Source organism: Bacilliculturomica massiliensis (genome assembly GCF_900605495.1).
Lineage (GTDB): Bacteria > Bacillota > Clostridia > Peptostreptococcales > Anaerovoracaceae > Bacilliculturomica > Bacilliculturomica massiliensis.
Genome location: NZ_LR027584.1, coordinates 1 through 25,910 on the forward strand (window position 1 = coordinate 1; position 25,910 = coordinate 25,910).

General features: G+C 55.4%; 23 protein-coding genes. All 23 read right to left on the minus strand.

The annotated features are described in order from the left end of the window. The coding region (gene rlmD / locus E0E37_RS00030) for a 23S rRNA (uracil(1939)-C(5))-methyltransferase RlmD (protein ID WP_130860936.1) at positions 1 to 1,613 on the minus strand (1,613 nt) is incomplete at its 3' end. 96 nt (positions 1,614 to 1,709) lie between these two features. Further along, positions 1,710 to 2,306 (minus strand): hypothetical protein, encoded by a 597-nt coding sequence (locus E0E37_RS00035; protein WP_130860937.1) that lies wholly within the window; start codon positions 2,304 to 2,306, stop codon positions 1,710 to 1,712. Between the two features lie 302 nt (positions 2,307 to 2,608). After that, complete coding sequence (locus E0E37_RS18965; RefSeq protein ID WP_281275506.1) at positions 2,609 to 2,737, minus strand: hypothetical protein; 129 nt, start codon at positions 2,735 to 2,737, stop codon at positions 2,609 to 2,611. A 48-nt stretch (positions 2,738 to 2,785) separates the two neighbouring features. Then, entirely contained in the window at positions 2,786 to 4,093 is a 1,308-nt protein-coding gene (locus tag E0E37_RS00040) for an MFS transporter (RefSeq protein ID WP_130860938.1), read from the minus strand. A 73-nt stretch (positions 4,094 to 4,166) separates the two neighbouring features. Then, on the minus strand, positions 4,167 to 5,570 hold the full coding sequence (nhaC, locus tag E0E37_RS00045; RefSeq protein ID WP_130860939.1) for a Na+/H+ antiporter NhaC: 1,404 nt from the start codon (positions 5,568 to 5,570) through the stop codon (positions 4,167 to 4,169). Positions 5,571 to 5,586: 16 nt separating this feature from the next. Beyond that, entirely contained in the window at positions 5,587 to 7,698 is a 2,112-nt protein-coding gene (locus E0E37_RS00050) for an acetate--CoA ligase family protein (RefSeq protein ID WP_130860940.1), read from the minus strand. A gap of 20 nt (positions 7,699 to 7,718) precedes the next feature. Then, entirely contained in the window at positions 7,719 to 8,258 is a 540-nt protein-coding gene (locus E0E37_RS00055; protein WP_130860941.1) for a 2-oxoacid:acceptor oxidoreductase family protein, read from the minus strand. Positions 8,259 to 8,270: 12 nt separating this feature from the next. Beyond that, positions 8,271 to 9,005: a thiamine pyrophosphate-dependent enzyme gene (locus tag E0E37_RS00060; protein WP_130860942.1), complete on the minus strand. Its 735-nt coding sequence runs from the start codon at positions 9,003 to 9,005 to the stop codon at positions 8,271 to 8,273. 1 nt (position 9,006) lies between these two features. Next, complete coding sequence (gene vorB / locus E0E37_RS00065) at positions 9,007 to 10,086, minus strand: 3-methyl-2-oxobutanoate dehydrogenase subunit VorB (protein WP_130860943.1); 1,080 nt, start codon at positions 10,084 to 10,086, stop codon at positions 9,007 to 9,009. An 11-nt stretch (positions 10,087 to 10,097) separates the two neighbouring features. Beyond that, the gene (locus tag E0E37_RS00070) at positions 10,098 to 10,298 is read right to left on the minus strand and encodes a 4Fe-4S binding protein (RefSeq protein WP_130860944.1); all 201 of its coding nucleotides are present in this window, start codon (positions 10,296 to 10,298) and stop codon (positions 10,098 to 10,100) included. A gap of 32 nt (positions 10,299 to 10,330) precedes the next feature. Then, the gene (locus tag E0E37_RS00075; RefSeq protein WP_165445126.1) at positions 10,331 to 11,551 is read right to left on the minus strand and encodes an aminotransferase-like domain-containing protein; all 1,221 of its coding nucleotides are present in this window, start codon (positions 11,549 to 11,551) and stop codon (positions 10,331 to 10,333) included. 378 nt (positions 11,552 to 11,929) lie between these two features. Next, positions 11,930 to 12,718 carry an IclR family transcriptional regulator gene (locus E0E37_RS00080; RefSeq protein WP_130860946.1) on the minus strand — a complete coding sequence of 263 codons (789 nt, stop codon included), beginning with the start codon at positions 12,716 to 12,718 and terminating at the stop codon, positions 11,930 to 11,932. A gap of 425 nt (positions 12,719 to 13,143) precedes the next feature. Then, entirely contained in the window at positions 13,144 to 14,475 is a 1,332-nt protein-coding gene (brnQ, locus tag E0E37_RS00085; protein WP_130860947.1) for a branched-chain amino acid transport system II carrier protein, read from the minus strand. Positions 14,476 to 14,670: 195 nt separating this feature from the next. Then, positions 14,671 to 15,525 carry a MurR/RpiR family transcriptional regulator gene (locus E0E37_RS00090; protein WP_130860948.1) on the minus strand — a complete coding sequence of 285 codons (855 nt, stop codon included), beginning with the start codon at positions 15,523 to 15,525 and terminating at the stop codon, positions 14,671 to 14,673. 103 nt (positions 15,526 to 15,628) lie between these two features. Further along, positions 15,629 to 16,645, minus strand: a complete 1,017-nt coding sequence (locus E0E37_RS00095) for an electron transfer flavoprotein subunit alpha/FixB family protein (RefSeq protein ID WP_130860949.1) — start codon at positions 16,643 to 16,645, stop codon at positions 15,629 to 15,631. Continuing rightward, the gene (locus tag E0E37_RS00100) at positions 16,642 to 17,505 is read right to left on the minus strand and encodes an electron transfer flavoprotein subunit beta/FixA family protein (protein WP_130860950.1); all 864 of its coding nucleotides are present in this window, start codon (positions 17,503 to 17,505) and stop codon (positions 16,642 to 16,644) included. Before E0E37_RS00100 ends, E0E37_RS00095 begins: the two co-directional genes overlap by 4 nt. Positions 17,506 to 17,507: 2 nt before the next feature. After that, complete coding sequence (locus E0E37_RS00105) at positions 17,508 to 18,992, minus strand: xylulokinase (protein ID WP_165445127.1); 1,485 nt, start codon at positions 18,990 to 18,992, stop codon at positions 17,508 to 17,510. 28 nt (positions 18,993 to 19,020) lie between these two features. Then, positions 19,021 to 20,445, minus strand: coding sequence for an aspartate aminotransferase family protein (locus tag E0E37_RS00110; RefSeq protein ID WP_130860952.1), 1,425 nt, complete (start codon positions 20,443 to 20,445; stop codon positions 19,021 to 19,023). A 41-nt stretch (positions 20,446 to 20,486) separates the two neighbouring features. Further along, a complete protein-coding gene (locus tag E0E37_RS00115) occupies positions 20,487 to 21,806 on the minus strand; it encodes an aspartate aminotransferase family protein (RefSeq protein WP_130860953.1) in 1,320 nt (439 codons plus the stop codon). 40 nt (positions 21,807 to 21,846) lie between these two features. After that, the gene (locus E0E37_RS00120; protein WP_130860954.1) at positions 21,847 to 23,124 is read right to left on the minus strand and encodes a TRAP transporter large permease; all 1,278 of its coding nucleotides are present in this window, start codon (positions 23,122 to 23,124) and stop codon (positions 21,847 to 21,849) included. Next, on the minus strand, positions 23,121 to 23,618 hold the full coding sequence (locus E0E37_RS00125; RefSeq protein ID WP_165445128.1) for a TRAP transporter small permease: 498 nt from the start codon (positions 23,616 to 23,618) through the stop codon (positions 23,121 to 23,123). The genes E0E37_RS00120 and E0E37_RS00125 overlap by 4 nt, the downstream gene beginning before the upstream one ends. A 71-nt stretch (positions 23,619 to 23,689) precedes the next feature. After that, entirely contained in the window at positions 23,690 to 24,739 is a 1,050-nt protein-coding gene (locus E0E37_RS00130) for a TRAP transporter substrate-binding protein (RefSeq protein WP_130860956.1), read from the minus strand. A gap of 66 nt (positions 24,740 to 24,805) precedes the next feature. Continuing rightward, entirely contained in the window at positions 24,806 to 25,909 is a 1,104-nt protein-coding gene (locus E0E37_RS00135) for a (Fe-S)-binding protein (RefSeq protein WP_130860957.1), read from the minus strand. Position 25,910: the final 1 nt, after the last annotated feature.

The following is a 25,910-nucleotide window of genomic DNA, read 5'->3' on the forward strand; positions in this document are numbered from 1 at the left end:
CTCCTGCCGCCGTCGCTGCGCTGGCTGCCCGCTCCACCGCATTCCTGCTCCGCGGCCGCGCCGCCTGCGCACAGTACTTTGAGATCCCGCGCCAGAGTGGCCGGATCGCAGGAAACGTAGACGATGCGTTCCGGCGCCACCCGCAGGACCGCTTCCAACAGGGCGGGATCACAGCCTGACCGCGGCGGGTCCATGATGACCACGTCGGCGTTGATGCCGGACAGGCGTTTTGGCAGAATTTCTTCCGCTTTGCCGCAGATAAACTCCGCGTTGACGATGCCGTTGATCACCGCGTTCCGGTTTGCGTCCAGCACCGCGGGCTTTACGGACTCGATGCCGATGACTCTGCGGGCATTTCCCGCGCAATACAGACCGATGGTACCCACCCCGCAGTAAAGGTCCAAAACGGTCTCCTCCCCTGTGAGGGCGGCAAACTCCACAACTTTATCGTAAAGCTTTTTCATCTGGACTGGATTGACCTGATAAAAAGACAGCGGAGAAATTTCAAATTGCAGGCTGCCCAGGCGATCAGTGATCGTGGATTTTCCCGCCACGGGAATGCACTCTTTCCCCATCACCACCGCGCCTTTCGCCTTATTTACGTTGATGACCACGCTTTCCAGCGACCAGAACGGTTCCGCCTCTTCGCAGCCGGCTTCAGTCTTCCAACCTTCTCCGGCTTCAGCCCGCCGGTTATCGCCGTCTTCTTTTCCCTCTGCCGCAGATTGATCGCTGCATCCAGCTTCCATGCCAGCCGCCGCGGGCCTTGTTCCGGCCATGTCCAAATTGCCGTTGAAGTTAGACTCATATACCGCGTCGTCCAGCAGTTCCACCAGCCGCTCGATCCGCGGCAGATGATCTCCGTTGACCACAAGAACCACCATCACTTCGCCAGTGGCGAAAGCGGAACGCACCACTACATGTCTCAGCAGTCCCATGTGGTTCTTCTCATCGTACACGCTTACTGTGTTTTCCTCCACGTAACGCTTGACAGCTCCGGCTACAGCCACGGCAGGCGCTGTCTGGATCAGGCAGGAATCGCAGTGCACTACCTCGTGACTTCTGGCTTTATAGAAACCTACGCTGCAGGGACGGTCGTTCCGATATTTTCCTTCCCTGTTCTTTACCAGGCGGCCTGCCCGCACGGGAAATTGTGCCTTATTCCGATACCCTGCAGGAGTCAAAAGCCGCCTGTCCGGTTCCGCGCCGACTTCCGCAGGCATTTCCTGCATAAAGGAAGCCACCTCGCCCGGTTCCATGCCGATCACGTCCCCGATCTCCGGCAGCCCGATGCCGCCGATCCTTCTGAGACGGTCTTCCACCCACTTCTTTTTCAGCGCCAGCTGTCCTTCATATTTCACGCCGGCCAGCGAGCAGCCCCCGCAGACGCCGGCATGGGGACACTCCGGCTCCACGCGCATGGGGGAAGGCTGCCGCAGCTCCGCCACTCTGGCTCTGGCGTAGTTCTTCTTCACCTGTGTGATCTCCGCCAGTACTTTGTCGCCTGGAACAGCGCCGGGGATAAAAACAGCGGCGCCTTCCGCCCGTCCGATCCCCTCGCCCTCGGTGCCCATATCTGTAATATCGATCAAAAATGTATCATTTACTTTCATTTACTCCTCCATATCATAAAACTTGTTCTCCGCCTGTTTCTCAGATCTTTCATCTGCACGCGGAATTCCAGTCTATTCTCATCATCGGCCCTGCGGTCACTGACTCCATCCCGAAAAACGCTTTCCCATTTTCTCGGCGATCAGGCCGCCGATCTCTGTCTTCCGTGTTTCTGTCATGCGATTTTTCTGCAGGATAAACGCCTGGGAATTGTCCCTGAAAATATAAAAATAGCGGTTATTTTCAAAAGCTGACGGGAGATCCTCCCACTTTCCCTGGTGGATCACAGTTCCCCTTACTTCCTGTTCTTCTTCACCTTCTACAGTATCTCCCTGCGCCGTATGGACCGCATCGTCCCCTTCCTCCGGTTCGATCTCCTCGATTCCTTCCTCGTCCAGAACGATCAGCCGCAGACGGTTCTTCACGATCCAGTTTCCCTGAATGGCCTTTGCCGCCTGCAGGCGCTGCCTCCAGATCAGAAAAAGCAGGACCAGCAATGCGATCCCGCCCACAAAACTGATCCACCAGGGCAGATCGGTCTTGCGCAGAAGGATCAGCATCAGTCCCAATACCAGCACAGCGATGAACAGGTTCTGCTGACCGGAGTTCCTCTCAAGGGAACAAAAACTGATAAAATCTCTCTGGTCGGTATTGGACAGTATCACGTCTGTCACTATTTGCGATGTTTTATTCAAATGCCTGTCCTCCCGCCTTTCCGGCCGTTCCTCTATTTAAAGTCGTGACCGCCGCCCCTGCCAGCTGCGCCCTTTCGGCAGCGGTATCATCCCAGTCGCCGTGCCGTCCCTGAAGCAGCGCCATCCGGCCACTGCGTCGTCCCGACCGCTGTGCCATTACAGAAGCAGCGCTGTTATGCAACTCATTTTATCACATTAAAACAGATCCGTACATGGGAATATCAGCGCCGCCCTCACGCAAAAAGCCGCCCTTCAGGGCGGCTTGCCGTCATATTTGCTGCGTTCTCGATCCTCCTTCGCCTTCATCCCTTCTCGTTGGACGGGATAGACGTCTCTTTTGTCTCCGGCGTCTGGCTGCTCAGCCGCAGCAGCGTTTCCGCCAGAATGTCGGCGCCAAGGGCGATATCTCCGTAGTCCGTCCACCCGTCCATGTGATGGCTGATCCCGCCTCTGCCGGGCACGAAGAGGAAGAGCTGCGATCACTTCGCACCGAACACCAGTGTCCCCCTTTTCTTATCCCGCAGAAAGATGAACAGGACAACGGTGGCAACCACGGAAAGCGCGATACCGAAGCAGAAGGTGAGCGGGTAGGCGGCGACGCCCCACTTATCGAGCCAACTGCCGATCATGGCATGCTGGTACACATCGGGGATATAGCCGATGGCCGAGCCAAGACCGATAGCCGAGGCCGCCAGATTCGCGGGCAGTTTTGCCTCTGCAGGGATGGCGAACTGCACGCCGTAGCACATGGAGTTAAACCATGCAGTGATCAGAATGATAGCCATCAGAACGGGCAGCGTCAGGGCCTCGGTGGGAAGAATAACGATAGCGACCAGACATACGGCGGCGACGAGATTGCCAACAATAACAACCTTTGCCGGGGAGCCGATCTTATCAGAAATCATGCCGCCGAGAGGCGCGCCGACGATCTTCATGCCATAAGAGCGGAAGATAGAGAGGACCGCGCCAAAGGTGACCGTGATCCCCAGAACATCGGTAAAGTAAGAAGTGGTATAGCTGATGCAGATCTCAATGCCATACACACAGAACAGGCAGATACCGAAGACCCAAACAGCTTTGTACTTGGCAACAGCTTTGAATCCCTCCAGCAGACCTTTGATGCCGCCGATCTGCTCTTGCTCCTCGTCAACGAAGTTCCAGCCGTTGGCCTTCTGCTCGTCCAACGCGGCTTTGACCGCAAAGTAGCAGAAAACAGCAATCACAAAACAGAAGATCCCAAGGAATACGAACACGGCTCTCATGCCCTGACCGTCGCTGATGGAAGCGAAGTAATCATATATGGGCACCATCGTCAGACCGATGATGAAGTAACCGAGACCGGAGGCGCCGGAATAGAAACCATTCATCCTGCCCTGATACTCAGTGGGAGCCAGGATACGCAGACCCTTGAAAATAGCACCCCAGAACATAAACAGGCTGGTGAAGATCAGACCGAACCAGACCAGGGCTGTGGTCGCATAACTGGGGAACAACACGATCAGGAAGCACAAGAGGCCGGTACCAATCGTGGAAAACAGCAGGACTTTTTTCACATCGTACTTTTCCACCAGAAGACCGCCGATCGGAAGGGAAAAGACTTCGCCCAAGCCGTAGATCGTCAGAAGGAGCCCGAGCTGCTCATTGGTACAGCCGGTCAATTCGATCATGCCAAAATAAAAGGTATATTTGATATATGGGATGGTGAATACGATAGAGTTGATCAAACCGATGGATATAACTGCAAGAACGACCTTTGGGGTCAGCCGGAATGGAGGTTTCTCTAACATGGCAACTTCTCCTCTCTTTGTGAACACATCACATTTTGTGTTACTGTTTGGCGGAACAATTTATCCTATTCCTCTATTTTTCGGGTTCATCAGGCTTCTCAAGCCTGGTTATGGAGATCCCCGTGATACCAAGGAAGATCGAGACCAACGGAGAAATAAAACTAAAGAAACAATAGGGCATATACTCTACCGCAGGGATGCCCAGGGCCGCGACCATCACGGCCGCACAGGAGCTCCACGGCACGATGGGAGAGGTGACCGTAGCCGAATCCTCCAGTGCTCTGGAGAGATTCTGCGGCGCAAGACCCTGCTCCTCGTAATTCTTCCGGTACATCTTGCCCGGCAGGATGATGCCTAAGTACTGATCGCCGGTGATGATGTTGGTCGCAAGACAGGTCAGCACCGTACAGGTGATGAGCCCTCTGACCCCCTTGGTGATCGACAGCACCTTGCTGGCCAGAACATGGAGGATCTGCGTCGTATCAAGGACGCTGCCGAAGCAGATCGCGCACAGTGTCAGAGACATGGACCACATCATTTTCTGGATGCCGCCGCCGGAGAGAAGAGATGAAAGCATCTCGTTTTCACACTCAAATGTGAAGCCATAGTTTAACGCAGTACTGATCGCGCCCAGGTCGTACTTCTGGAACAAGCTGCAGCACACTGCGCCAAGGACCACGCCCAGAAACAGGCTGGGAACTGCCGGCATCTTCAGCGCGCCCATGGCGATGACTACGCAGGGTACGATCAGCAGAACAGGTGAAATGTAAAAACTGGATGCGATGGTCTCCCCGATTTCCGCCACGATCCTCAGATCGCCGCTCCCGCCGCCGTACTTCATTCCCATGAAGAGGAATATGATCCCTGAAATCACAAAGGAAATGCCGCTGCTGACCAACATATGCCGGATATGATCAAAAAGCGTTGCGCCGGATACCGCCGGAGCCAGATTCGTAGTGTCAGACAGCGGGGAGATCTTGTCGCCGAAATAGGCGCCGGAGATAGCAGCGCCTGCTGTGACCGGCATCGGTACGCCAAAGCCGGCGCCGATCCCCAGAAATACAACGCCCATCGTGCCCACAGCGGTCCAGCTGCTGCCGGTGGCCATTGATACGATCGCGCTGACGATCATCGTCATGACCAGAAAGAACTGCGGGTTTAGAATCTTCAGCCCATAGTAGATCAGCGTCGGGACGATCCCGCCCATGATCCAGGCCGCTATCATCATGCCGATGATGCCGAATATCAGGATCGTTGTTGCGATCTCCTGAATACCGTTTCTGATGCTGTCCATGAGGTCATCCCATCTGAATCCCAGCCGGATGATCGCGTACACAGAGATCACCGTGGTGGCAGCGATCAGTGGAATGTGCGCATCACCGCCCAAAATGAAGATGTTGTACATCAGCAGGGCAAGTGACAATGCCATTAAAAGTAAACTCTCTATGAAGGGCGGTTCACTCGTTTTTTTAGCCATAGGGCCCCTCTCTTTCTTATTCTCGAAGAATCACGAGGGCATCAGCTGCCGCAACTCCTTCCCCCTCTGGATAGACGAATACCGGGTTGATATCCATTTCAACCAGATCATTCGCATGGTCCACAGCAAACCTGCCGACGTTCACCAACAGCTGGGCAAGAGCGTCCACATCCAACTTCGGCTGACCCCGATATCCGGTCATCATTTTGAATGCCTTGAGGCTCTGGATCATCTTCAAAGCATCTGCCCTGCTCAATGGCGCCGGGAACAGGGACACGTCTTTGAACACCTCGGTGAAAACGCCGCCCATCCCGCAGAGGACCATCGGCCCGAGGGCCGGGTCGTTAGTCACGCCAACGATCACTTCAGTTCCGCTTTTGAGCATCTGCTGCATCAAAATTCCATTGATCTTTGCATTCGGGCAGTGTTGGACGCAGCTTTTCATGATAGCCTGATATGCGGCCCTTACTTCCTCTTCACTGCGGATATTCAGTTTTACGCCGCCTGCATCCGTCTTATGTAAAATGTCTGCCGATTCTACTTTCATGACCAATGGGAACCCAAGCTCTTTCGCATGGGCAACGGCGCCCTCTTCTGATGTTGCGACCACTTCGTCCGGCACCGGTATGCCGTACCCCTTCAACAGCTCCTTCGAGGAATGTTCGGACAGGGCGGCTTTTCTGCCAGTGTTCTCCGTCTCCGGGATCGCAGCTTCCAGAGAATCGATGTCAGTCTCCTTGAGCCAGTTGACGTATTGAGCCAACTTTGCGATATGCTTGTAGCCGTAGGAACATGGAGCGGTTACCGGTATGCCGACTTCCTTGAGTCTCTGGACGTATTCCGGCATCCTGCCGGACTCCACCGCGGGTATCACGAAGATCGGCTTTGTTACTCGACCCTCCTTTCTCAATTTGATCAGCCCTTCCGACATGTGCTTGACGCACAGGTCCGTCAACTCATTGACGATCGTGATGCCAACGACTGCCATGTCGAAGTTCTCATCATTGATGATGAGTTCCGCGGCATCGGCAAACTGATCCGTGTCGTAGCAGATGTCTGCTGTGGTGTCCAGGGGATTGTTGATTGTGGCAAATTCTGCTAACACGCCCTTGAGGGCTTCCTTGCCCTGTTCTGAGAAATCGGGGTAATTGATGTTGTACATCGCGCCCACATCGCAGGCGACACCGTTCTCGCCGCCGGAGCCGTTCAGCGACACCACTCTGTCGCCCTTGGGCAGTGCGGGGATCGTGTCGATCATGTTGGCAAGGCTGGCCAGATCCTCCAGGTCATCCACCCGAATGACGCCGTACTTTTTGAAGATAGCTTCAAAGGCAGCATCCGATCCGGAGAGACTCCCGGTGTGGGAGGAGGCCGACTTGCTGCCCTTCTCCGATCTTCCGATCTTGAGGAGGATGACGGGCTTCTTTTTCAGCGCGGCCTTCTTCAGGATACTGACAAACTTTTGGGGATTCGTCACACCTTCGATGTAGGAGACGATCACCTTGGTATCCTCATCATCGACCAGGAAATCGATGTAGTCGATGACCTCCACGATCTTGCTGTTGCCGCAGGAGATAACGTAGGAGAAATCTGTTTTTCCACTGTCAAGGAGCAATGTGCAGATCATCCCGCTCTGGGATACCAGGCCCACATGGCCCCGCTTGTGGGGGACTGTCGTCATAAAACCCATGGCGGGGATACTGTCTGGCACGTTGATATACCCGGCGCAGTTGGGCCCCATCAGGGCGATGTCCAACTCTTTGCACAGCGCCTTTAGATCCTGCTCGGCGGCCTTGTCCTCGGGCTTGCCGGTTTCCCCATATCCAGCGGCAAACACCACCGCACCCTTTGCGCCCTTTGCCGCCGACTGACGCAGAAGATCCGGGACTGTTTTCTTGGCTGTCGCAATGATGACCATATCGATGTCGGACGGACAATCCGCGACGCTCCTGTAACACTTGTGACCAAACACCTGGTCTCTGCCGGGATTGACGAGATAGATATCCTTCTCCAGCCTGTCCGCCGCGTGCAGTTCCATCAACTTAACGGCGAAGCCGCCGTAAGTCTCCTTTTCCGTCGCTCCAATGATGGCGAATTTTTCAGGCTTCAGCAGTTTTGTGAGATTCAAAATCGCCCCTCCTTTCCCGTTTATTCCAGGTTATACCCTGCCATGAATGTTTCTATATTCTTTTCGTTGTATTTGCCCTTCCCTGAGGTCTCGAAGTATTCACACATCGATGCAGAAAACTCTTCTCCGGTAAAGATCCCCGCCTTTTTGCAGAAATATCCCAGCATCACGATGTTGGCGCTTCGTTCATTCTTCAGAGAGATCGCAATGTCCGTAACAGGTGCGCAGAATACTTCCACATCGCTCCGGGTGATCTTGTCCTTATCGATGAGCGAGGTGTTCACGAAGAGCGCGCCGCCTGCTTTCATGGTCTCCTGGAATCGGTCAAGAGACGGCCCATTCAGCGCGATGAGAATATCGGGATGGTCGACATATGGGCTTGCGATGCGCTCATCCGAAATCACCACATTACAGTTTGCGGAGCCCCCCCTCATCTCATTTCCGTAGGAGGGAAACCAAGTCACTTTTCGCCCCTGTTTGTATGCTGCGTACAACAATAATTTTCCTGCGGTCAAGACGCCCTGGCCGCCAAATCCCGCACAGACGATACCTTTCAGCACTTGTTTCACCCCCTATTTGTCAATGATCTCACCGGTCTCATAGTGCGGGACCAGTTCTTCTGTGATACGCTTCATGGCCTTGGGCGGCGTCAGGCCCCAGTTGGTTGGACAGGGCACCAGAACTTCCACCAGAGAGAACCCTTTGTTGTCGCGCTGCTTTTCAAGGGCTTTCCTGACCGCCTTCTTGGTTTTGTTCACCTCTCCAGGGCTGGTGATCGTGGTCCTGGCCAGATAGGCAATGTCAAGGTTACGCATGACCTTGATCACGTCAAGATCCAGGCCGTGCTCCTCAAAAGTCCTGCCGTCGGGGGTGGATGCGGACCACTGGCCGAGCAGGGTGGTCGGCGCCATCTGACCGCCGGTCATTCCGTAACAGGTGTTGTTCATGACAAAAAATGTCACGTTTTCATTGCGGGTGGCACAGGCCATGGTCTCGCCCAGACCGATGGCATATGCGCCGCCGTCGCCGGCGATCGTCAAGCAGTACTTATCGGGGCGGACACGTTTCATAGCGGTCAGCGCGGCCCCCATTTTCCCGTGGGGCGGGACGATGGCGTCCACCGCCATGCTGTACTGGAACTGGTGGTTGCACCCGATGTCCGAGCATATGATGGTATCCTGGATGATATCCATTTCGGTGAGAACTTCCCCCAGAATGCGGTCAAAAATGGAATGGCCGCAGCCTGCACAGAACATATTCTCACACTTCATGATTGCAGGAGCCTTTTTCGCAGTCGTTCTCGCCATCTCAGAACACCTCCTGTTCTTTTGCCGTACCGGCCAGAATGTCCTGCGCAAAAGCGACGATCTCATCGATGGCAGGGACCTGGTAGGCGGTGGTTATGGCATAAGTCGGATATTTACTCTTCGTGTAAAGCATAACGTCCTCGCAGAGCTGACCCATCATGTTCATCTCAACGGTCACCAGGGCTTTGCAGCTTCCGGACAGTTCTTCAAAGGCCTTACGGGGAAAGGGCCACAAGGTGATCGGGCGGATCAGGCCCAGCTTGATGCCCTGCGCCCTCGCCATGCGCACCGCGCCCTCCGCCACACGGGAGGAGATGCCGTAGGCGATAAGGACGACCTCCGCGTCCTCGACCATCGTCGACTCCCAGCGCTGCTCCTCCTCGATGATCTTGCGGCACTTGGCGAGATATCTGGCGTTCCACTGATCGATGTCCTCGTTATAAGTCTTGTCGGTTATCACCTTGTTCTTGATTCCGATGGGCGTCCCCTTCACCGCCCAGTCGTACTGGTCGATGCTGTATTCTTTATAGGGTCTCGCCTGGCAGGGCTCGATCATCTGCCCGATCGTCGCGTCCGAGAGGATCAGGACCGGATGCATCCATTTCTCTGCCAGTTCAAAGGACTCATACGCCATATCCATGTTTTCCTGCACGCTGTTCGGGGCAAGGGTGATCAGATGATAATCGCCGTTGCCGCCGCCTTTGACGGCCTGCCAGTAGTTGTCCTGGCCGGCGCCGATAAACCCGTCGCCGATACCGTAGCGCTGTACACAGGCCACCACGCCCGGGAGCTCGGCGCTGACCCAATAGGCGATGCCCTCCTGTTTCAGCGTGAAGCCGGGACCGGAAGAGGAGGTGAACGCGCGGGACCCAAGGGCTCTGGCCGCAAACACCATGTTGACGCTGGCGATCTCCGACTCGCCCTGTACGAATACACCGCCTACTTCCTTTTGGCGCTTCGCCATCCACTCCAGGATCTCGCTCTGCGGTGTGATGGGATAACCGGCATAGAAACGGCAGCCGCCTCTGATGGCGCCCTCTGCCAGGGCCTCATTTCCTTTGATCAATAATGTCTCTGCCATATCGCCACCTCCTACAGTATCTCAAAGACAAGGTCAGGACACATGGCGTAACAGCTTCCACACTGCACGCACTTGCTCTGATCGACCTGAATGGTCACGACTCCTTTTCCGTTTGTATAATCGGACAGAGAGATCGCCCCGATCTTGCAGTTTTCAATGCAGAGGTAGCACCCCTTGCACCGCTCTACATTCAACTTCATTTTTTCTTCCATAGTATATTCCTTCCTCGCGAATCGTCCCGGGATCACATGCCCTGCTTTGCCATCTCCGCCTTAAAAACCCCGGCCAGACGCCGCACGCCCTCCTGCAGCTTGGGGATGTCGTTGGCGGTAAAGTTCAGACGCATCGTATTCTTGCCGCTGCCATCTGCGTTAAAAGACGCGCCGGGGATATAGGACACCTCCGCGTCGAGGGCGTCCTTCAGCATCTTCCCCGTGTCAAAGTTCTCAGGACAGGTCACGTAGAGGAACATGCCTCCATCGGGAACGGTGAACGTTACGCCCGTGGGAAACTCCTTTCCCATGATCTCTACCAGGGCGTCGCATCTCTTCTTGTAGTTCATGCAGATCTTCTGCACATGGGCGTCGATATCGTTTGCCTTCAGGTACTCGCGCACATGGACCTGGGTGAACTGGTTGGACTGGAGGTCGGCGCCCTCCTTGATTTCTTCCAGGCGATCAATAAAATGAGTGTCGTCCGAGACTACATAGGCGATGCGAAGACCGGGAGCCAGGATCTTGGAGAAGGAGCCGAGGTAGACCACCTGGCCCGTCTTATCCAGCGACTTCAGGCAGGGGACATGCTCTCCTCTGAATCTGACCTCGCCGTAGGGGTTATCCTCCAGGATGGCGATGTGTTTATATTGGGGCCGGCTCATGAATTCCAAGAACTCCTCGCGCTTCTCAAGGGGCCACGCCTTGCCGGTAGGATTCTGGAAGTTGGGGATCACATATACTATCTTGGTGTTTGGATTGGCCTCAATAGCGGCCTTTAGAGCATCGATCCGGATCCCGTGCTCATCTGTATCGACGCCTACGATATTGGGTTCGTAGGGAAGCATGGCGTTGAGACCGTCCAGATAACTGGGCTTCTCGATCAGGATCGTATCACCAATATTGACCAGCGCGGTGGCGCACAGGGAGATACCCTGCTGGCAGCCGGTGACGATCAGCATGTTGTTGGGCGTAATTTTCATGTTTTCCAGCCGGTTCAGACGCTCCGCCAGGAGATCGAGCAACTCAGTATCACCTCGGGTAAGACCATATTGCAGCGATTCCATGTAGAGCTCCGGATTGTTGAAAACTGTTTCAGCGGCTTCCTGCAGCTCCTTCATGGGAAACAGGTTTTCATCAGGAAGGCCGCCGGACAGTTTGATCAGGTTGGGGTTGTTTCTGCTGGCAATTTCCGTCGCAACGTCGCGGATAACGGAGCCTCTTACGGTCATCATTCTGTCTGCATAAATCATAATATCCTCCTTTATGTTTTTAGGTCGACAGGTTGAGCAACGGACGATCTTGGCCTGGTCAGGATAAAGGGCAAACATACAGTTATCCCGCCTTCAATTCCCTATAGCAGAATTGAATTCTTATTTTGTGTTTATGATTATTATAGTTAGCTTTGGATGCCTTGTCAACAGCGTTTACGCTTTGCTTTGATTTTTATATATTTTTCAATTACCGCCCAAATAAAAACAGAGAACAGGTCACGAAAGACGCTGTCCTCTGTTTCATTCCGGGGTTATGCACAAAAACCACCGATGGGTGATCCATCGAAACATGAAGAAACACATTTTTACAAAAGAGGTCATCCCCTTTCGTGGAGATGACCTCTTTCGACTGACTCATCAGAGAAGTTGTTGACTCATTTCTGCGCTTACTTCCTGAAGACTGTGTATGATCTTTTCTATTCCGATATCATGGATCTGTCCCATATATCCGCTGACACTGATGGCCATGACGGCTTTTTTTTTGCTCTTCAGCACCGGGCAGGCCAAACAGTACAGCCCCTTTTCATTTTCCTCGTTGTCAACGGCATATCCAAGTTCACGGATCTTTGCGATCTCTTCGATAAACCGCTCCGGGTCAACGATGGACTTATCCGTATGGCGCTTCAGCTCAATCCTGCGAACCGCATCCTCGTCATAGTCCTCCGAAAATGCGAGCAGGGCTTTGCCCACGCCGGAATAGTAGCACTCGTAAGGCTTGCCTAGAGTTTCCGTCACGCCCAGCGCTCTCTTGCCTCCTCGCTCTTGAAGGATGGTGACCGCGTAATATCCCGGGCCTTCTGTATACTCTCTGACCGCGATATTCACTGTCTCCCTGAACTCCTTCGCGATCCTGATCGCATACGGCTTTGCCAACTGGATCAGCGCGGAATTTTCGCTGACGCTCTTTCCCAGCATACAGAGCTTATAACTCAAACCATATTTGGAACTGTCCATGTCCTGATAGACATATCCACGTTCCTTCAGCGTGGATATCGACCGGTGGATCGTACTCTGGTATTCTCCCAGAAATTGGGCGATCTCATTGATGCCCATGAGCCGCTCTTCCTGACAAAGCAGCTCCATAATATCCAGCGCTCGATTGACAGAACTGATCTTCGTGCGTTTCTTTTCTGAATTTTTGTCCATTTACGTATATCCTTCAGCTTTATATTTGGTTAATTATACTACTTGGCCGTGTAAATAAGCAAGAGTTTTTCCCGGGCGTTTGACACTTTGAATTCCGAAAGATCGCGGAAAGCATTGCAATATCCCGCATCCGTGGCATTGTCCACTCCCTCTCAATGGAAAAAACGGGAAATGAGTATAACTGTTCTGAACCGCGCGTCTGACGGGTAAATCGCCTGTACAAAAAGAACGGGCCGAAGCCCGTCCTCATTCTTCATTGCCCAGCCGCACCGGAGCGTCCTGGCCGCCCTGAGGTCTGGCCGCAGGGCGGCCGCTCTGCCGATCTGCCGCCTGCGTGGAACAGCCTGAAGCGCCTGCCTTCCCGCCGTCTCCCATCCTCATCGCTGTCTGGCCGTCATACCGGCCATCCTTTTGCCCCGCGGGCTTCAAACCCTTTTCACAGGTACGCTCTTCAAAAATCTCACGAAGGGCAGCAGACCGATCAGGCATCCCACTATAGCCGGAACGATCCATCCCACCCCCAGCGTATAGAGAGGGATCCTGGCCGCCAGTTCTCCCAGGTACCCCAGGGACAGACCTGCGTTTTCCAGCCCGTTGAGGATCCCGACGAGAAAGGCCAGGATCATGGAAAGCGCATAACACTCGGCTTTTCCTCCGATCAGACGATCCGCAAAGGACAGCAGCACCAGTGTGATCACCGGCGGATAGATCATGATCAGCGCAGGCAGAGTGATCTTGATCATAGCAGTCAGCCCCACGTTGGAAACAGCAAAGCTGAACAGGCAGACCACAAGTAAGATCTGCTTGTAGCTAAACCGCGGCAGAATGGTCTGAAAGTAATCGGAAAAGGAGGAAGCCAGACCGATGGAAGTGGTCAGACACGCCAGCAGAACCGCCACGCCGAGAATGATATTTCCCGCGTACCCGAACAGCTGGTTCGTGACCGCCGCAAGCAGCTTCCCGCCGTTCTCAAACAGCGCCGCGGAAGACGTGACGGCCCCCACATAGCCCAGAGCAAGATAGGTGATCCCCAGGCCGATCCCCGCAAAAACGCCCGTGATCAGCGTATATTTTGCAATATTTCCCGGCTCTTTAACGCCGTAATCCCTAATGGTATTGATGACCACGATGGCGAAGGCCAGCGCGGCCAGTCCGTCCAGAGCCAGATAGCCCTCCACCATTCCCTTGAAAAAGGGCATGGTAGCGTAGTCCCCCACAGGAGCTCCGATGGCCCCGCCAGGGTCCATAAAGCATCCGGCGAATATCACCGCGATGGACACCAGAAGCACCGGCGTCAGGATCTTTCCCACCACGTCCACCAGCTTGCTGGGGTTCAGGCAGAGCAGATAGGTCACAAGAAAAAAGACAGCCGTAAAGAGCAGCGATACCAGAAATCCCGGAGCGCCTTCCGGCAGAAAGGGCGCCGCGGCCATCTCAAAAGATACGGTGCCGGTCCTGGGCAGCGCGAACAGCGGGCCGATCAGCAGATAGACGACGATACCGGGCGCCGCGGCGAACTTCGGGCTCACCTTTGCGCCCAGATCGTTCAGATTCGTTCCCACCAGTACGATGGCTGCGATCCCCAGCACGGACAACCCCGCGTCGGTCACCATAAACCCCAGCACGCCGGATATGAAGTTGGTTCCCGCCTGCTGTCCCAGCGCCGGCGGAAAAATCATGTTTCCGGCTCCGAAAAACATGGCGAACAGCATCAGCGAAAGGGAAAGGATCTTTCCTCCGCCCAATTTTTCTTTCATGATACGTTTCTCCTTCACAGTGATAAAATGTGTGTCTGCAGCCTCCAGAGGAGACGTATCCCTATTTTACCACAATTCGGGGAAAAAGAAACGGGTATCGCTCTTCCATTTTCACCGCCCGCTCTGCGCGGCCCCCATGCTGCGGCTATTCGGCTTACGCCGGCCATACAGCGGCCACCTATCCGTCCCGGGTATTCAGTATTTCTTTCTCTGGATCGCTTTCTCGATCTTGTGAAAACCGTCCACATACCGTCTGTCTCTCACGGCGATCAGCGTGTACAGCGTGTCGATGATCGCCTCCTGGGCGATGCGTGAACTCAGCGCCACGATCCTGTACTGGGTTTCCTTGCTGGCCGTATACAGCTGGATGTCCGTTGTCTTGCTCAGCGGCGAGCTGCCGATGCTGGTCAGCGAAATAGTGACCGCTCCGTTGCTTTTCGCCAGCTTTGTATTGGATACCACGTCCTTGGAGCTTCCAGAATGGCTGATGGAAAAAACCACATCCTCTTTGGTGAGCAGAGATACGGCGATCGTCTGCATGTGGGAATCGGTAAAAGCCGCCGCATCGATCCCCAGACGCATCAGCTTGTGCTGCAGATCCACCGCCACGGAATGAGAGTTGCCCATTCCCAGGATGATGACTCTTCTGGCCCGGGTGATGCAGTCGACCGCTTTGATCAGCGAATCCATATTCAGAGAGTCGTGGGTAAATGACAGTGCCTGCATCGTTCCCTGAAATACCTTGTCCACGATGGCAGAGACGTCGTCGTCTTCAGTGATCTCTTCATGAATATTCTGCATCGGCGTTACAATATCCTGCGCCAGGGTCACTTTAAAATCCTGATACCCGCTCAGCCCCAGTTTACGGCACGCGCGTACCACCGTAGCCACGCTGACGCCGCTGGATTCCGCCAGCCCCGCAACAGACAGATATATTACCTTTTCCGGATTTTCCAGAATATAATCAACTACTTTTTTCTCCGCCTGTCCCAGGGAATTTTTCATCGCTTCCATTCGCAGAAGCAAGGTCGGCAGTCTTTCCGCATTCAAATTCTCACGCCCTTTTCCAATATTTTGTGGCTACATTCTATCAAGATTTTACTGAAAAGACAACAAAAACGGATTTATTTCACGTCGCCCGCAGGCGCTTCTTTTACATCCTTCCCTGCGGCCGCGCGCCGAAGTACGTCTCCAGCTTCTCCAAAAACACCAGGCAGTCCGCGATGATACCAACATCAGCGCAGTCGAAGACAGGAGCTTTTTTGTCCAGATTGACCGCGATCACCCGCGCAGCTCCCCTGACTCCCGCCATGTGCTGGACCGCCCCCGAAATACCGCAGGCGATATACAGCTCCGGGCGGATCGTTTTGCCCGACAGCCCCACCTGCCAGGAATACGGAGCGAGCCCCGCGCCTACCGCCGCCCGGGAGGCGGCCGGAACGGCGCCGATCCTGTCCGCAGCCCGTTTCAGCGCCCGAAATCCTCTGACGGATCCCAGCCCCATCCCCCCCGCCAGCACCACCTTCGCTTCGCTCAGACTTTCCTCCGCTTTTCGCTCAGCGCTGCAGCCTATGAGTTTCAGTGCGGAAGGTCCTGCTGCGGGGAGCGCACAGTCGATAATAACGCCCTGTCTGTCCGCATCCGGCTCCGGTCTGGGAAAGACGCCGCTCTGCACGGAGGCCATCTGGGGCAGCGAATGCCTGCATAGAATATCCGCTATCAAACTGCCGCCGAAGGCAGGTCTGGTCTGCAGCAGCCATCCGTCCTCGACGGAGAGACCCGTGCAGTCCGCCGTCAGGCCTGTTTTCAGCCTGGCAGCAAGGAGAGCGGAGGTCAGCCTCCCGTGGGTCTCCGCGGGAAAAAGACACGCCCAGGGCCTTCCTGACTCCATCAGATCTGCGATAGCCCACGCCTGCAAGTCTTCCTCCGTCCGGAAAAAACGGCTGTGACAAAATCGGTATACGATATCCGCTCCCAGCCCGATCGCTGTCTGCGCTGCGCTTTCCCCCGACATATCTTCAAAGATGACCGCCGCAGCAGAATACCCCAGCGAATCTGCAAGTTCACGGGCTTTTCCGATCAATTCACTGCTTGCAGCCGTCAGCCGGCTCTGTCTTTTTTCGCAGCAGACCCAGATCTCAGAACGTCTGTCTTCCATTCTTTTTATCATTTTGGCTCGCTTTTCTCCTCCGCCTTCCCCACGCTTTTTCTTATCAGTTCAATTCCCTCTTCCACGCTGCAGAAACGGCAGCTTCTTTTCCAGTCCGGGAAAAAGATCCGCCGTACCTCGGTGAAAGACCCGCTGCTCCCCACCTGCTCCCGCGGCAGATCCAGATCTACCCTGCCAAGACAGACCACACTGCGTCCCCCCGCGTGCTGCATGCTCTGTAACGAAGGGAACCTGGGATGGCCGATCCACTCCATTCCCTCCATCACGCCGACCACTGCCGGCAGCGCTGCCTCCACCGTCTCTTCGCAGTATTCCAGCATCCGGCGGAAGCGCAGTCTCCCCTCACCCGCATCTTCTATAGCTACCACATTCGTCACCGCAGGCAATCCCATCATAACCGCCATCTCCGCCGGGACTTGTCCTGTCTCCCCGTCCTGAGTCCGTCTTCCACAGAGGATCAGATCATACGGCCCGCTCATTCTCAGTGCCGCGGCGAGCACGTGCGCCGTGGCGTAGGTGTCCGCTCCGGCGAAATCCGGGTCGGACAGCAGAAACAGTCCGTCGGCGCCCAGCGCTCCCGCTTCATCCAGCAGGGCTTTGGCCGCCTCTGTCCCCATGGTAAATACATCCACTGCGCCGCCCCGCTTCTCCTTTATCGTAAGCCCTGCTTCCAGCGCAAAAACATCAGAGGGGTTGATGACGGAAAAGCGTCCGTCCCTGCGGATCTTTCCGTCCCCGGTCACACTTTTTTCCGCGTTCTCCGGCACTTGCTTCATGCAGACCGCCGTTCGGATCGGCGGCGCGCAGCTCCTCCTTTCCTTCTTTTCCGGCTTCACGCCCTTTTTCCACTCACCCATCATCCTTACCGCTCCATATCCGTGTAGATCTCCGCCAACGCGTCGTGGATCCTCTTGTATATTTCAAAACCCCGCTGATAACGTTTGAAATTTTGCGAGTCCGGCCTGACTACTGTCTCTGTCTCCACGCATTTTTCAACGCTCTCTTCGTAGGAGCTGAAAATGCCCGACGCCACGCCGGCCAGCATGGCGGAACCCAGGGATGAATCGTTGTTTTTTGTCTTGATCATTTCGATCCCAAGCACATCGCTGACGATCTGCCTCCAGAGAGCGCTCTTTGCGCCGCCGCCGATGATGACTGCCTGACTGATATCCAGACCTTCGCGCTCAATGACCTGATAGCAGTCTTTCAGGGAATAGGCGACCCCTTCCAGTAGCGCTCTCGTAAAATGCCCCCTGGTGTGAAAGGATCGGATCCCGGTGAAACTGCCACGCAGACTTGCATCAAAATAGGGAGTCAGTTCACCCTGCAGATAAGGGTGGAAGTACAGGCCGCCGCTCAGCGGCGGTATTTCCGCAGCCGCCCGGTTCATCCGTTCATAGGCGCCTTCCTCCGCTTTTCCGAAAACGTCCCGATACCAGCGATATGACGATGCACAGGATTTGGTCCCTGTACCGGGATACCACAGCCCGGGAATGATATGCTGATAATTCACCAGCCGCCGGTTGTCCAGCGCCCGGTCCGTGACCGGGCAGATCCTGCCTGCCGTGGCCAGCTTGACAGTCATCTGTCCGGTGTGGACTGCACCGTTGGCGTAGATCTCCATCACCGTATCTGTGGATCCTGCAATGACCTTGGTGCCCGGCCAAAGACCTGCCTCCTGACATGCCTTTTCCCCGATGGGACTGAGGATCTCCAGAGGTTCTACGATCTGCGGAAGCATTCCTCTGCGAACGCCTGCCAGCGCACACAGCTCTTCCGACCAGCACCGGTTCGGCACGTCCATCAGCATGGAACCCATGGCCTCTACGCGGTCTGTGACAAAGTCTCCCGTCAGCCGGTATCGCACGTAATCCTTGACGAACATGATCCTGTGTATTTTTCTGAAGTTCTCCTGCTCGTTCTCCCTCAGCCACATGAGCTGAGGAAGAGTCCACATCTCGTTGGGCACATTGTAAGAAAGCGCATAGATCTTTTCTTCCCGGCATTCTCTGAGAAAGGCCGCTTCTCTGCGGCTTCTGGTGTCCGTCCAGTAGATCGACGGCCGGATCACTCTGTCCTCTTCATCTAACAACACCGCCGTGTGCGTGGCTGCGTCAAGACAGATGCAGACGATATCCTCCGGGGCTGCCATGCCCTTTTTCATGACATCCCTGACGTTTTGTACAAACGCCTGGTAGGCGTCCTCCGGATCCTGCTCTGCCCAGCCATTCTGCGGATAATTTGTCGGATATTCTCTCGCCGCGACAGCTGCGATCTGTCCCTCCTGCGTGAGCAGGGTGGCCTTGGCGGATCCTCCGCCAAAGTCAGCTCCGATCAGGTATTTCATGAGTTTTCCCCCTCCCTGCCTGTCTGCTTCAGTCTTCGTAGGGAGGCATTTCCGCGTCTGCCTCCAACACCGCTTCCGCGTAAGCCTCCATTCCTTCCTCCAGCGCATCCTCGGGAATGGTCAGCGGCGGAGTCAGCTTCATGGTGATGCCGGCGCCTACAGCTGCGTAGAACATGAGCCCCTTCTCCACACATTTTTTTGTGACCTCCAGCGCAAATTCAGGCTGCCCTTTTTTCGTCTTCGGATCTGCAAAGGTGCAGGCCCAGGCCAGTCCCAGGCCGCCCACGTAGCTGATCCTGTCCGGTACCTGTTCCTTCAACGCCTTCAGATGCCGTTCTATGATCCTGCCCTTCTCTGCTGCGGCCTCGTCCAGTCTTTGTTCCTTCATATAGCGGATGTTTGCGGCAGCAGCGGCGGCCGCCACCGGACTGCCGGAATGGGTGGATGTCATGGTATTAGGTGCGTACATGTCCATGATCTCCCTGCGGGCAAACACGCAGGACATGGGCAGAGCCCCGCTCAGGCCTTTTGCCGCGGTGATGATGTCGGGAAGAATGCCGTAGTGCTGAAATGCGAACCATTTCCCCGTACGGCAGAAACCGGTCTGGATCTCGTCCATGATCAGCAGAATATCATACTGATCGCAGAATTGCCGAAGTTTCCTGGCGTAACTTTTGGGAATGGGGTAGCACTGTATGCCGTTGTACGCTTCTATGACGATCCCTGCGATGTTTTCATATTTGACTCCGTGGGCGTCGATGGTCTCAAGCAGCGTGGAAAACATCTTATCTTCGTCGAAATCAGGGCTGCTCTCATCGGCCCAGTGATGCTCATAGCCATTGGGCCAGGGGGCCTGAAACACATCCCTGTCCAGGTTGCCGATCCAGTCCTTCAGACTGTCCATTCCGCCTACCAGCTGAGAAGCAAGCGTTCTGCCGTGGAATGCGCTCTCATAGGAGACGATGACCTTCTTCTCCGGCCCGCCCTTCTGCTTTCCGTAAGTTCTGGCCAGTTTGAAGGCGCATTCCACCGCCTCCGTTCCGGCGCTGAGCATAAAGACCTTTGCCTCAGGGATAGGACAGACGCCTACCAGCTCTTTCGCCGCTTCCACCCGCTCTGCTGTGGGAAAGGCGTAGGACGCAAGCAGCGGTTTGTCTGTCATCCGCCGGATCGCGTCGATCAGTTCCTGATTTCCGTGGCCGGAATTGGTGATCATGACAGCGGATGAAAAATCAATAAACCGATTGCCGTACGGGTCGCAGATCTTATAGCCGTCCTCCGTGTGGTCCCACACGATCAGCGGCTGTCCCGCCATGGCCCTGGGTTCGTATTTCTGCATTTCCTCCAGCAGCGGAAAAGATCCGGGGACGGGGATAGGCGTACAGATCCGCCTGTTTGCCGTCTCGATGTGCTTTACATTTCTGGCCTCCATTTCAAAGCCTCTGCCGTTCATAAAGATACCTCCTTCTTCTCCGGGCACTGCAGTCCGGCGTTTTACCTGATCCTCTTGAAGATCTTGTCGATTCTGTCCAGTGTAAAATCGATATCCTCGGCGCTGTGGGCGATGCCGAATCCGTTGTGAGCCGGTACGGGACTGGTCCCGTAATTGTGGAAATAGATCCCTTCCTCCAGGGCTCCTGTCAGAAAACGGCCGTTCAGGTCCGCATCAAATTTTTTCTTTACGGTCCTCCAGTTAAAGTCATCCTCCGGGTCCTCCACACCGAAGTAGAGGCCGAACCGCGCTCCCACGCCTCTCACATGACCCTTGATGCCGTGTTTCTTCATCAGACTGTCGATCCCGCTGTAAAGGGCGTTGCCGATCGATTCCAGACGGTCGTAAAAATCCGGCTCCTGGACCATCTTTGCGCATTCCAGGGCCGCCATCACAGACATGAGCGCTCCGGAATAGGTGCCGCTCACTCCCGCCGGCCCTGTGGGGCCGCCCATTTCCATGATCTCTTTTTTTCCCGCCACCGCCGCGATGGGAAAACCGCCGCCTATGGCCTTTGCCAGCGTAGTCAGATCCGGCGTCACGCCGTAGTAAGCCTGAGCGCTGCCTGGCCGCATACGGTAGCCGCAGATCACTTCGTCGAAGATCAATACGATTCCCTCGGCGCTGCAGAGACTGCGGACTTTTTCGAGGTATTCTTTCTTTGCCGGATAGCAGCCGCAGTTATAAGAGATCGGCTCCATGATGACAGCCGCCGTTTTTCCCCTGCAGCGTTCCACCACCCGTTCCAGCGCTTCGAAGTCATTGAACTCCACGTTCTTTACCACATCTCCGAAGCACGCGGGGATCCCCGCTCCGTCGGGCACGTTGCGGATCTCTCCCACGCTGTCCATGTCGCCTTCTCCATTGTGGTTGTACCAGAGCAGCTCATGCATTCCGTGAAAATGGCCTTCGAACCGGATCACGATCTCTTTTCCCGTGTAGGCCCTGGCCAGACGCAGCGCCGACAGGGTGGCCTCGCTTCCCGTATTTACCAGACGCACCCGCTCCGCGCAGGGGATGATCCTGCACAGCTGTCTTGCCAGTTCAATGGTCTCCTGTGTATCGTATCCCCAGAAAAATCCCCGTTCCATGGCCTCCAGGGCCGCCTTTTTCAGCCTGGGATTCTTATAGCCGAACAGCGCCGGGCCGGCGGAAGAATGATAGTCGATATATCGCTTTCCTTCCGCGTCGTAGAGGTAAGCGCCCTCGCAGCGGTCCATGTAAAGGGGTTGGCCCAGCGTAGCGTTGAAACGCCCTCCCGCAGAACCTCCTCCCACCATATATTTCTGCGCTTCCAGATACATCTCTTTTTGAATTCCCATGCGATCTACCTCCCAACATATTTTGTGATGCCGCCATAGATCAGCGGATCAGCAGGTTCGGCAAAAATGACGTGAGCCCTGGAACGAAAGCCGCTGTCAGGATCACCGCTACAATGATTCCCACTACCACCAGCAGATACGGTATGATCTCCTGGATCTTCGCCTTTGCGATGGTCATGGACAGAAACAGATAAATTCCCACAGGCGGCGTCAGACCGCCCAGCACGGTACACAGGCAGAACATAACGCCAAACTGCGTCATATTGGCCCCCATACTTTCCAGCAGCGGATAGACGATGGGAAGAATGATCGGCATGGCCGCCAGGCTCTCCATAAAGCAGCCCACAAAGATCATAAAGCCGGCGGTCAACAACATGATCATGGTGGTGCTGTCCGTCAGTGAGAGGATGAAACTGCAGATCGTATCCCCTACGTTGGCCAGGGAAAAGATGTAGCCGTAGATGGTGGAAGCGCCGATGATCATCATGACCTGACAGGTATTTTCCGTGGCTTTTTTGAACAGAGGGATGATATCCTTCCACTTCAGCTCTTTATACACGAATGCACCGACGATCAGCCCGTAAATGCAGGCGATGACGCCGGCCTCCGTGGCGGTAAAGATGCCGAAAATGACGCCGCCGATCACAATAAACGGCATGATCAGTCCCCAGATAGAATCCTTAAAGGATCTCCACACCGTTCCCAGATCGAATTTCCCTCCGTAATCGATTCCGTTTACCCTCGCGTAGACATGGCAAAATACCATGAGACACAACCCGATCAGCATGCCGGGCAGTATGCCGCCCATGAACATCCTTCCCACGGACAGGCCTGTGATGGAAGCGAAGACGATCATATCGACGCTGGGAGGAATGACAGGCCCCAGGGATCCGGCCCCGCTGATGAGCGCGGCCACAAACCCAGGTCTATATCCCTTCTCCTTCATCGCCGGCGCCGTCAGACCGCCGATGGCGCTGACCGCCGCCGCGCCCGATCCCGAGATCCCGGCAAAGATCATGTTGGCCGCCACGCAGACGATGCTGAGTCCGCCGCGCAGCCAGGAGAACAGAGAGGATGCAAATCCTACGATCCGCTTGGAAATGCCCGCTTTGTCCATGATCGCGCCGCCCAGAATGAAAAGCGGCACGGCCATAAGCGAAAAGGAGTTCACACCGCTGATGAGCCTCTGCACGATGATGAACAGATCCAGATCCGTTCCGAAATAAATGGCCAGAAAGCCGGAAAGGCCGATGGCGAAGCAGATAGGAACACCCAGAATGATCATCACGATCAGCGATATCACAACGATCGCGATCATTTTGCCTCACCTCCTTCTTTGATCCTCCATGCATGGTAAGGGATGGCGCTGGCAAAGGACAGCAGCATGGATACCGCCCCCACCGGAAAGGACAGATAGACAATGGAATAGGAGATCCCCACCGCAGAAGAATAGGAGCTTCCCATTTTCATCACCAGCTCAACGGACGCGGGCAGCAGCAGCACCAGAAATGACGCGGCCACCAGCCTGGTGATCACATAAAGCACGAACTTGATCGTTCTGTTCTTCAATATGCTCTGCAAAATATCGATGGAAACGTGCCCATCCACCCGGATCGTCAGGGATGATCCGATAAAGACCATCCAGATACAGATAAATCTCATCGCTTCTTCCGCCCAGGTCAGGGAGTCGTTCAGGACATAGCGGCAGAAGACATTCAGGCCCCCGATGGCGATGATCAGCGCGAACAGAATGGCGCATACATACGTCTGGATGTCCGTCAGGGCCTTGTCCAGCCTCTTCAATAACATCATATAGGAAAACACCTCCTTCAGAGGGATGCGGCGCGGGACGCCGGAAAACAGCCGGCATCCCGCATTCCACATTATTTACCGCTGCCCGCCTCCTTCAATTTACCGATCAGATCTCCCAGACCGTAGTCCTCCGCATACTGATCGTAAATGGGCTGCTGCGACGCTACCATTTTTTCGTATTCGCCGTCCTCCAGTTTGTTTACCTCCACGCCGGCCGCCTCCATCACGTCTACGGCCTCATCGTCGGCGGTCTTCCTGGCCTTCACCTGCTCTTCCTGCACTTCCGCGCCCACCTTCAGTATGACCGACCGGTACTCTTCCGGGATCGTCTGCCATTTCTCTTCGTTGACGGCGACGATATTGATAGAACTGATATGCCCGGTCAGCGAGTAGTATTTGGTGATCTCCTGAAGATTGGAGTCCACGATCGTACATGCATCCACTTCCGCTCCTTCGACTACGCCCTGAGAGATGGCCGTATAGACATCGCCCCAGGGAGTCGTGGTGGGATTTGCGCCCAGGTTCTTCCAGGTGTCTACGAACAGCGATACCTCCGGCACGCGGATCTTTACGCCCTTGCAGTCTTCCAGCGTATAGATGGGCTTCGTCTTCATGATCGCGTTTCGGATCGATCCAGAGAAGGAAAAAATGGGACGGACGCCGCTGGGCACCATCATATCGGTCCCCTCCTGCAGCACCAGTTCTCTCATTATCGCCGCCTGACCGTCAAGATCGGAGCACAGGAACGGCAGTCCGAAAACGCCCAATTCCGGTTTATTGATAGCGTTCGCCCAGGATGAACCTTCGCCGAAGGCCATGTCGGTGGTGCCCAGTACCACCTGCTGCATGGTCTCCGCCTCGGAGCCCAGCTGACTGTTGGGAAAGATCGTGATCGTCACTCCGCCTTCCGTCTCCTCCTCCACACGTTTTTTGAATTCCTGGAAATACTGATCTTCGTTGCTGTTTGTGGAATAGATATGTGCCAGTTTCAGTTCGATGGTTTCCGCGCCATCCCCTGCGTCCTGACCGCCGCCCGCCGACCCTCTGGCTCCGCAACCTGTTACCATAGACATCAGCGCTGCCATCGTCAGACATACTGCTGTTCGCAAAAACTTTTTCATAGAATTCCTCCCGTCTGCCGAACCTCAGCGAGCGCTGCATACGCCCGCGTTCTGTCCGGGCTTTGTTCATTCGCTGCACCGTATCCTCTCGTTCAGAAATACAAAAATATCCTTTACCTCTGCCGTCCCGCTGCCTCCCCGAAGCACGGACAGACAGCCCGGACACGCCGTCAGGATCGATCCGGCGCCGATGCGGTCCGCGTCGGCCCGTCTCCCTGAAGCGGTCTGCTCCGCCAGACGGGGCGAATGGGACGCCAGTACCGTACCGCCGCAGCACTTGGTGATCTTCCTGCTCTGTATCATTTCCCTCAGCTCGCAGCCCATGGCCGCAATGATGTCCCTGGCCGCTTCCGTTTCATCCAGATCTCTGGCAAGACGGCAGGGGTCGTGGAAGGTCACGGGGCCTTCCATATCCGCCCTCTCAGCTTTTACTTTCCCCGACTTCAGGAGCTCCGCCGCAAAAACCGTGGCCGTCACCACCTCCGCAGAGAGCTCCAATCCCCAGGCAGGATACTCCTGCCTGAACATGCGGGCGGAGGAAGGATTCAGCACCACGACCCGCTCTGCCCCGCTGCCGTTGATCGCCTCTGCACATCTCACGGCAGTACGCTTCACTTCCGCAGTCTCGCCGATCAGATCAAACAGCTCGTTACCGTCGGCGGGCTCTTCCTCGAACATCAGATAGGAGACCCCTGCTTTTTCCAGTATCTCTCCGAAAGCATCCGCCATCTCCCTGTTTTTCTCAGACAGCCGGGCTCCCCTAAAGAACAGCGTGTCCGCAGTACCCGCGGCCCCGGCGCTTCTCACCTCCCGGACTGCCGCTGCACCGGGTGCATCTCCTGCTTTTAAATGATCGCCGATCACATCGGAGATTTCCCTAGGAGCCAGTCCGCCGGAAGCGATATTTCTTCTCGCCTCCCTGATAAAAACTGGCGGTTCATAGCCTGTCTCACAGGAAGACGCGCATGCGCCGCACAGGCAGCACTGAAACATATCCTCCGCGTATTCCCCCATCAGTTCCCTTCCTTTTTGTTCCATATCCAGCAGCAGCGCTTTTGCTCTGGGCGTATTCGCCTCCCTCCCTGTGACCAGCCCCACCGGACAGAGATGCCTGCACATCCAGCAAAACCGGCAGGCCCTGATTGTATCCATTGCCTTTCCAGATAACATT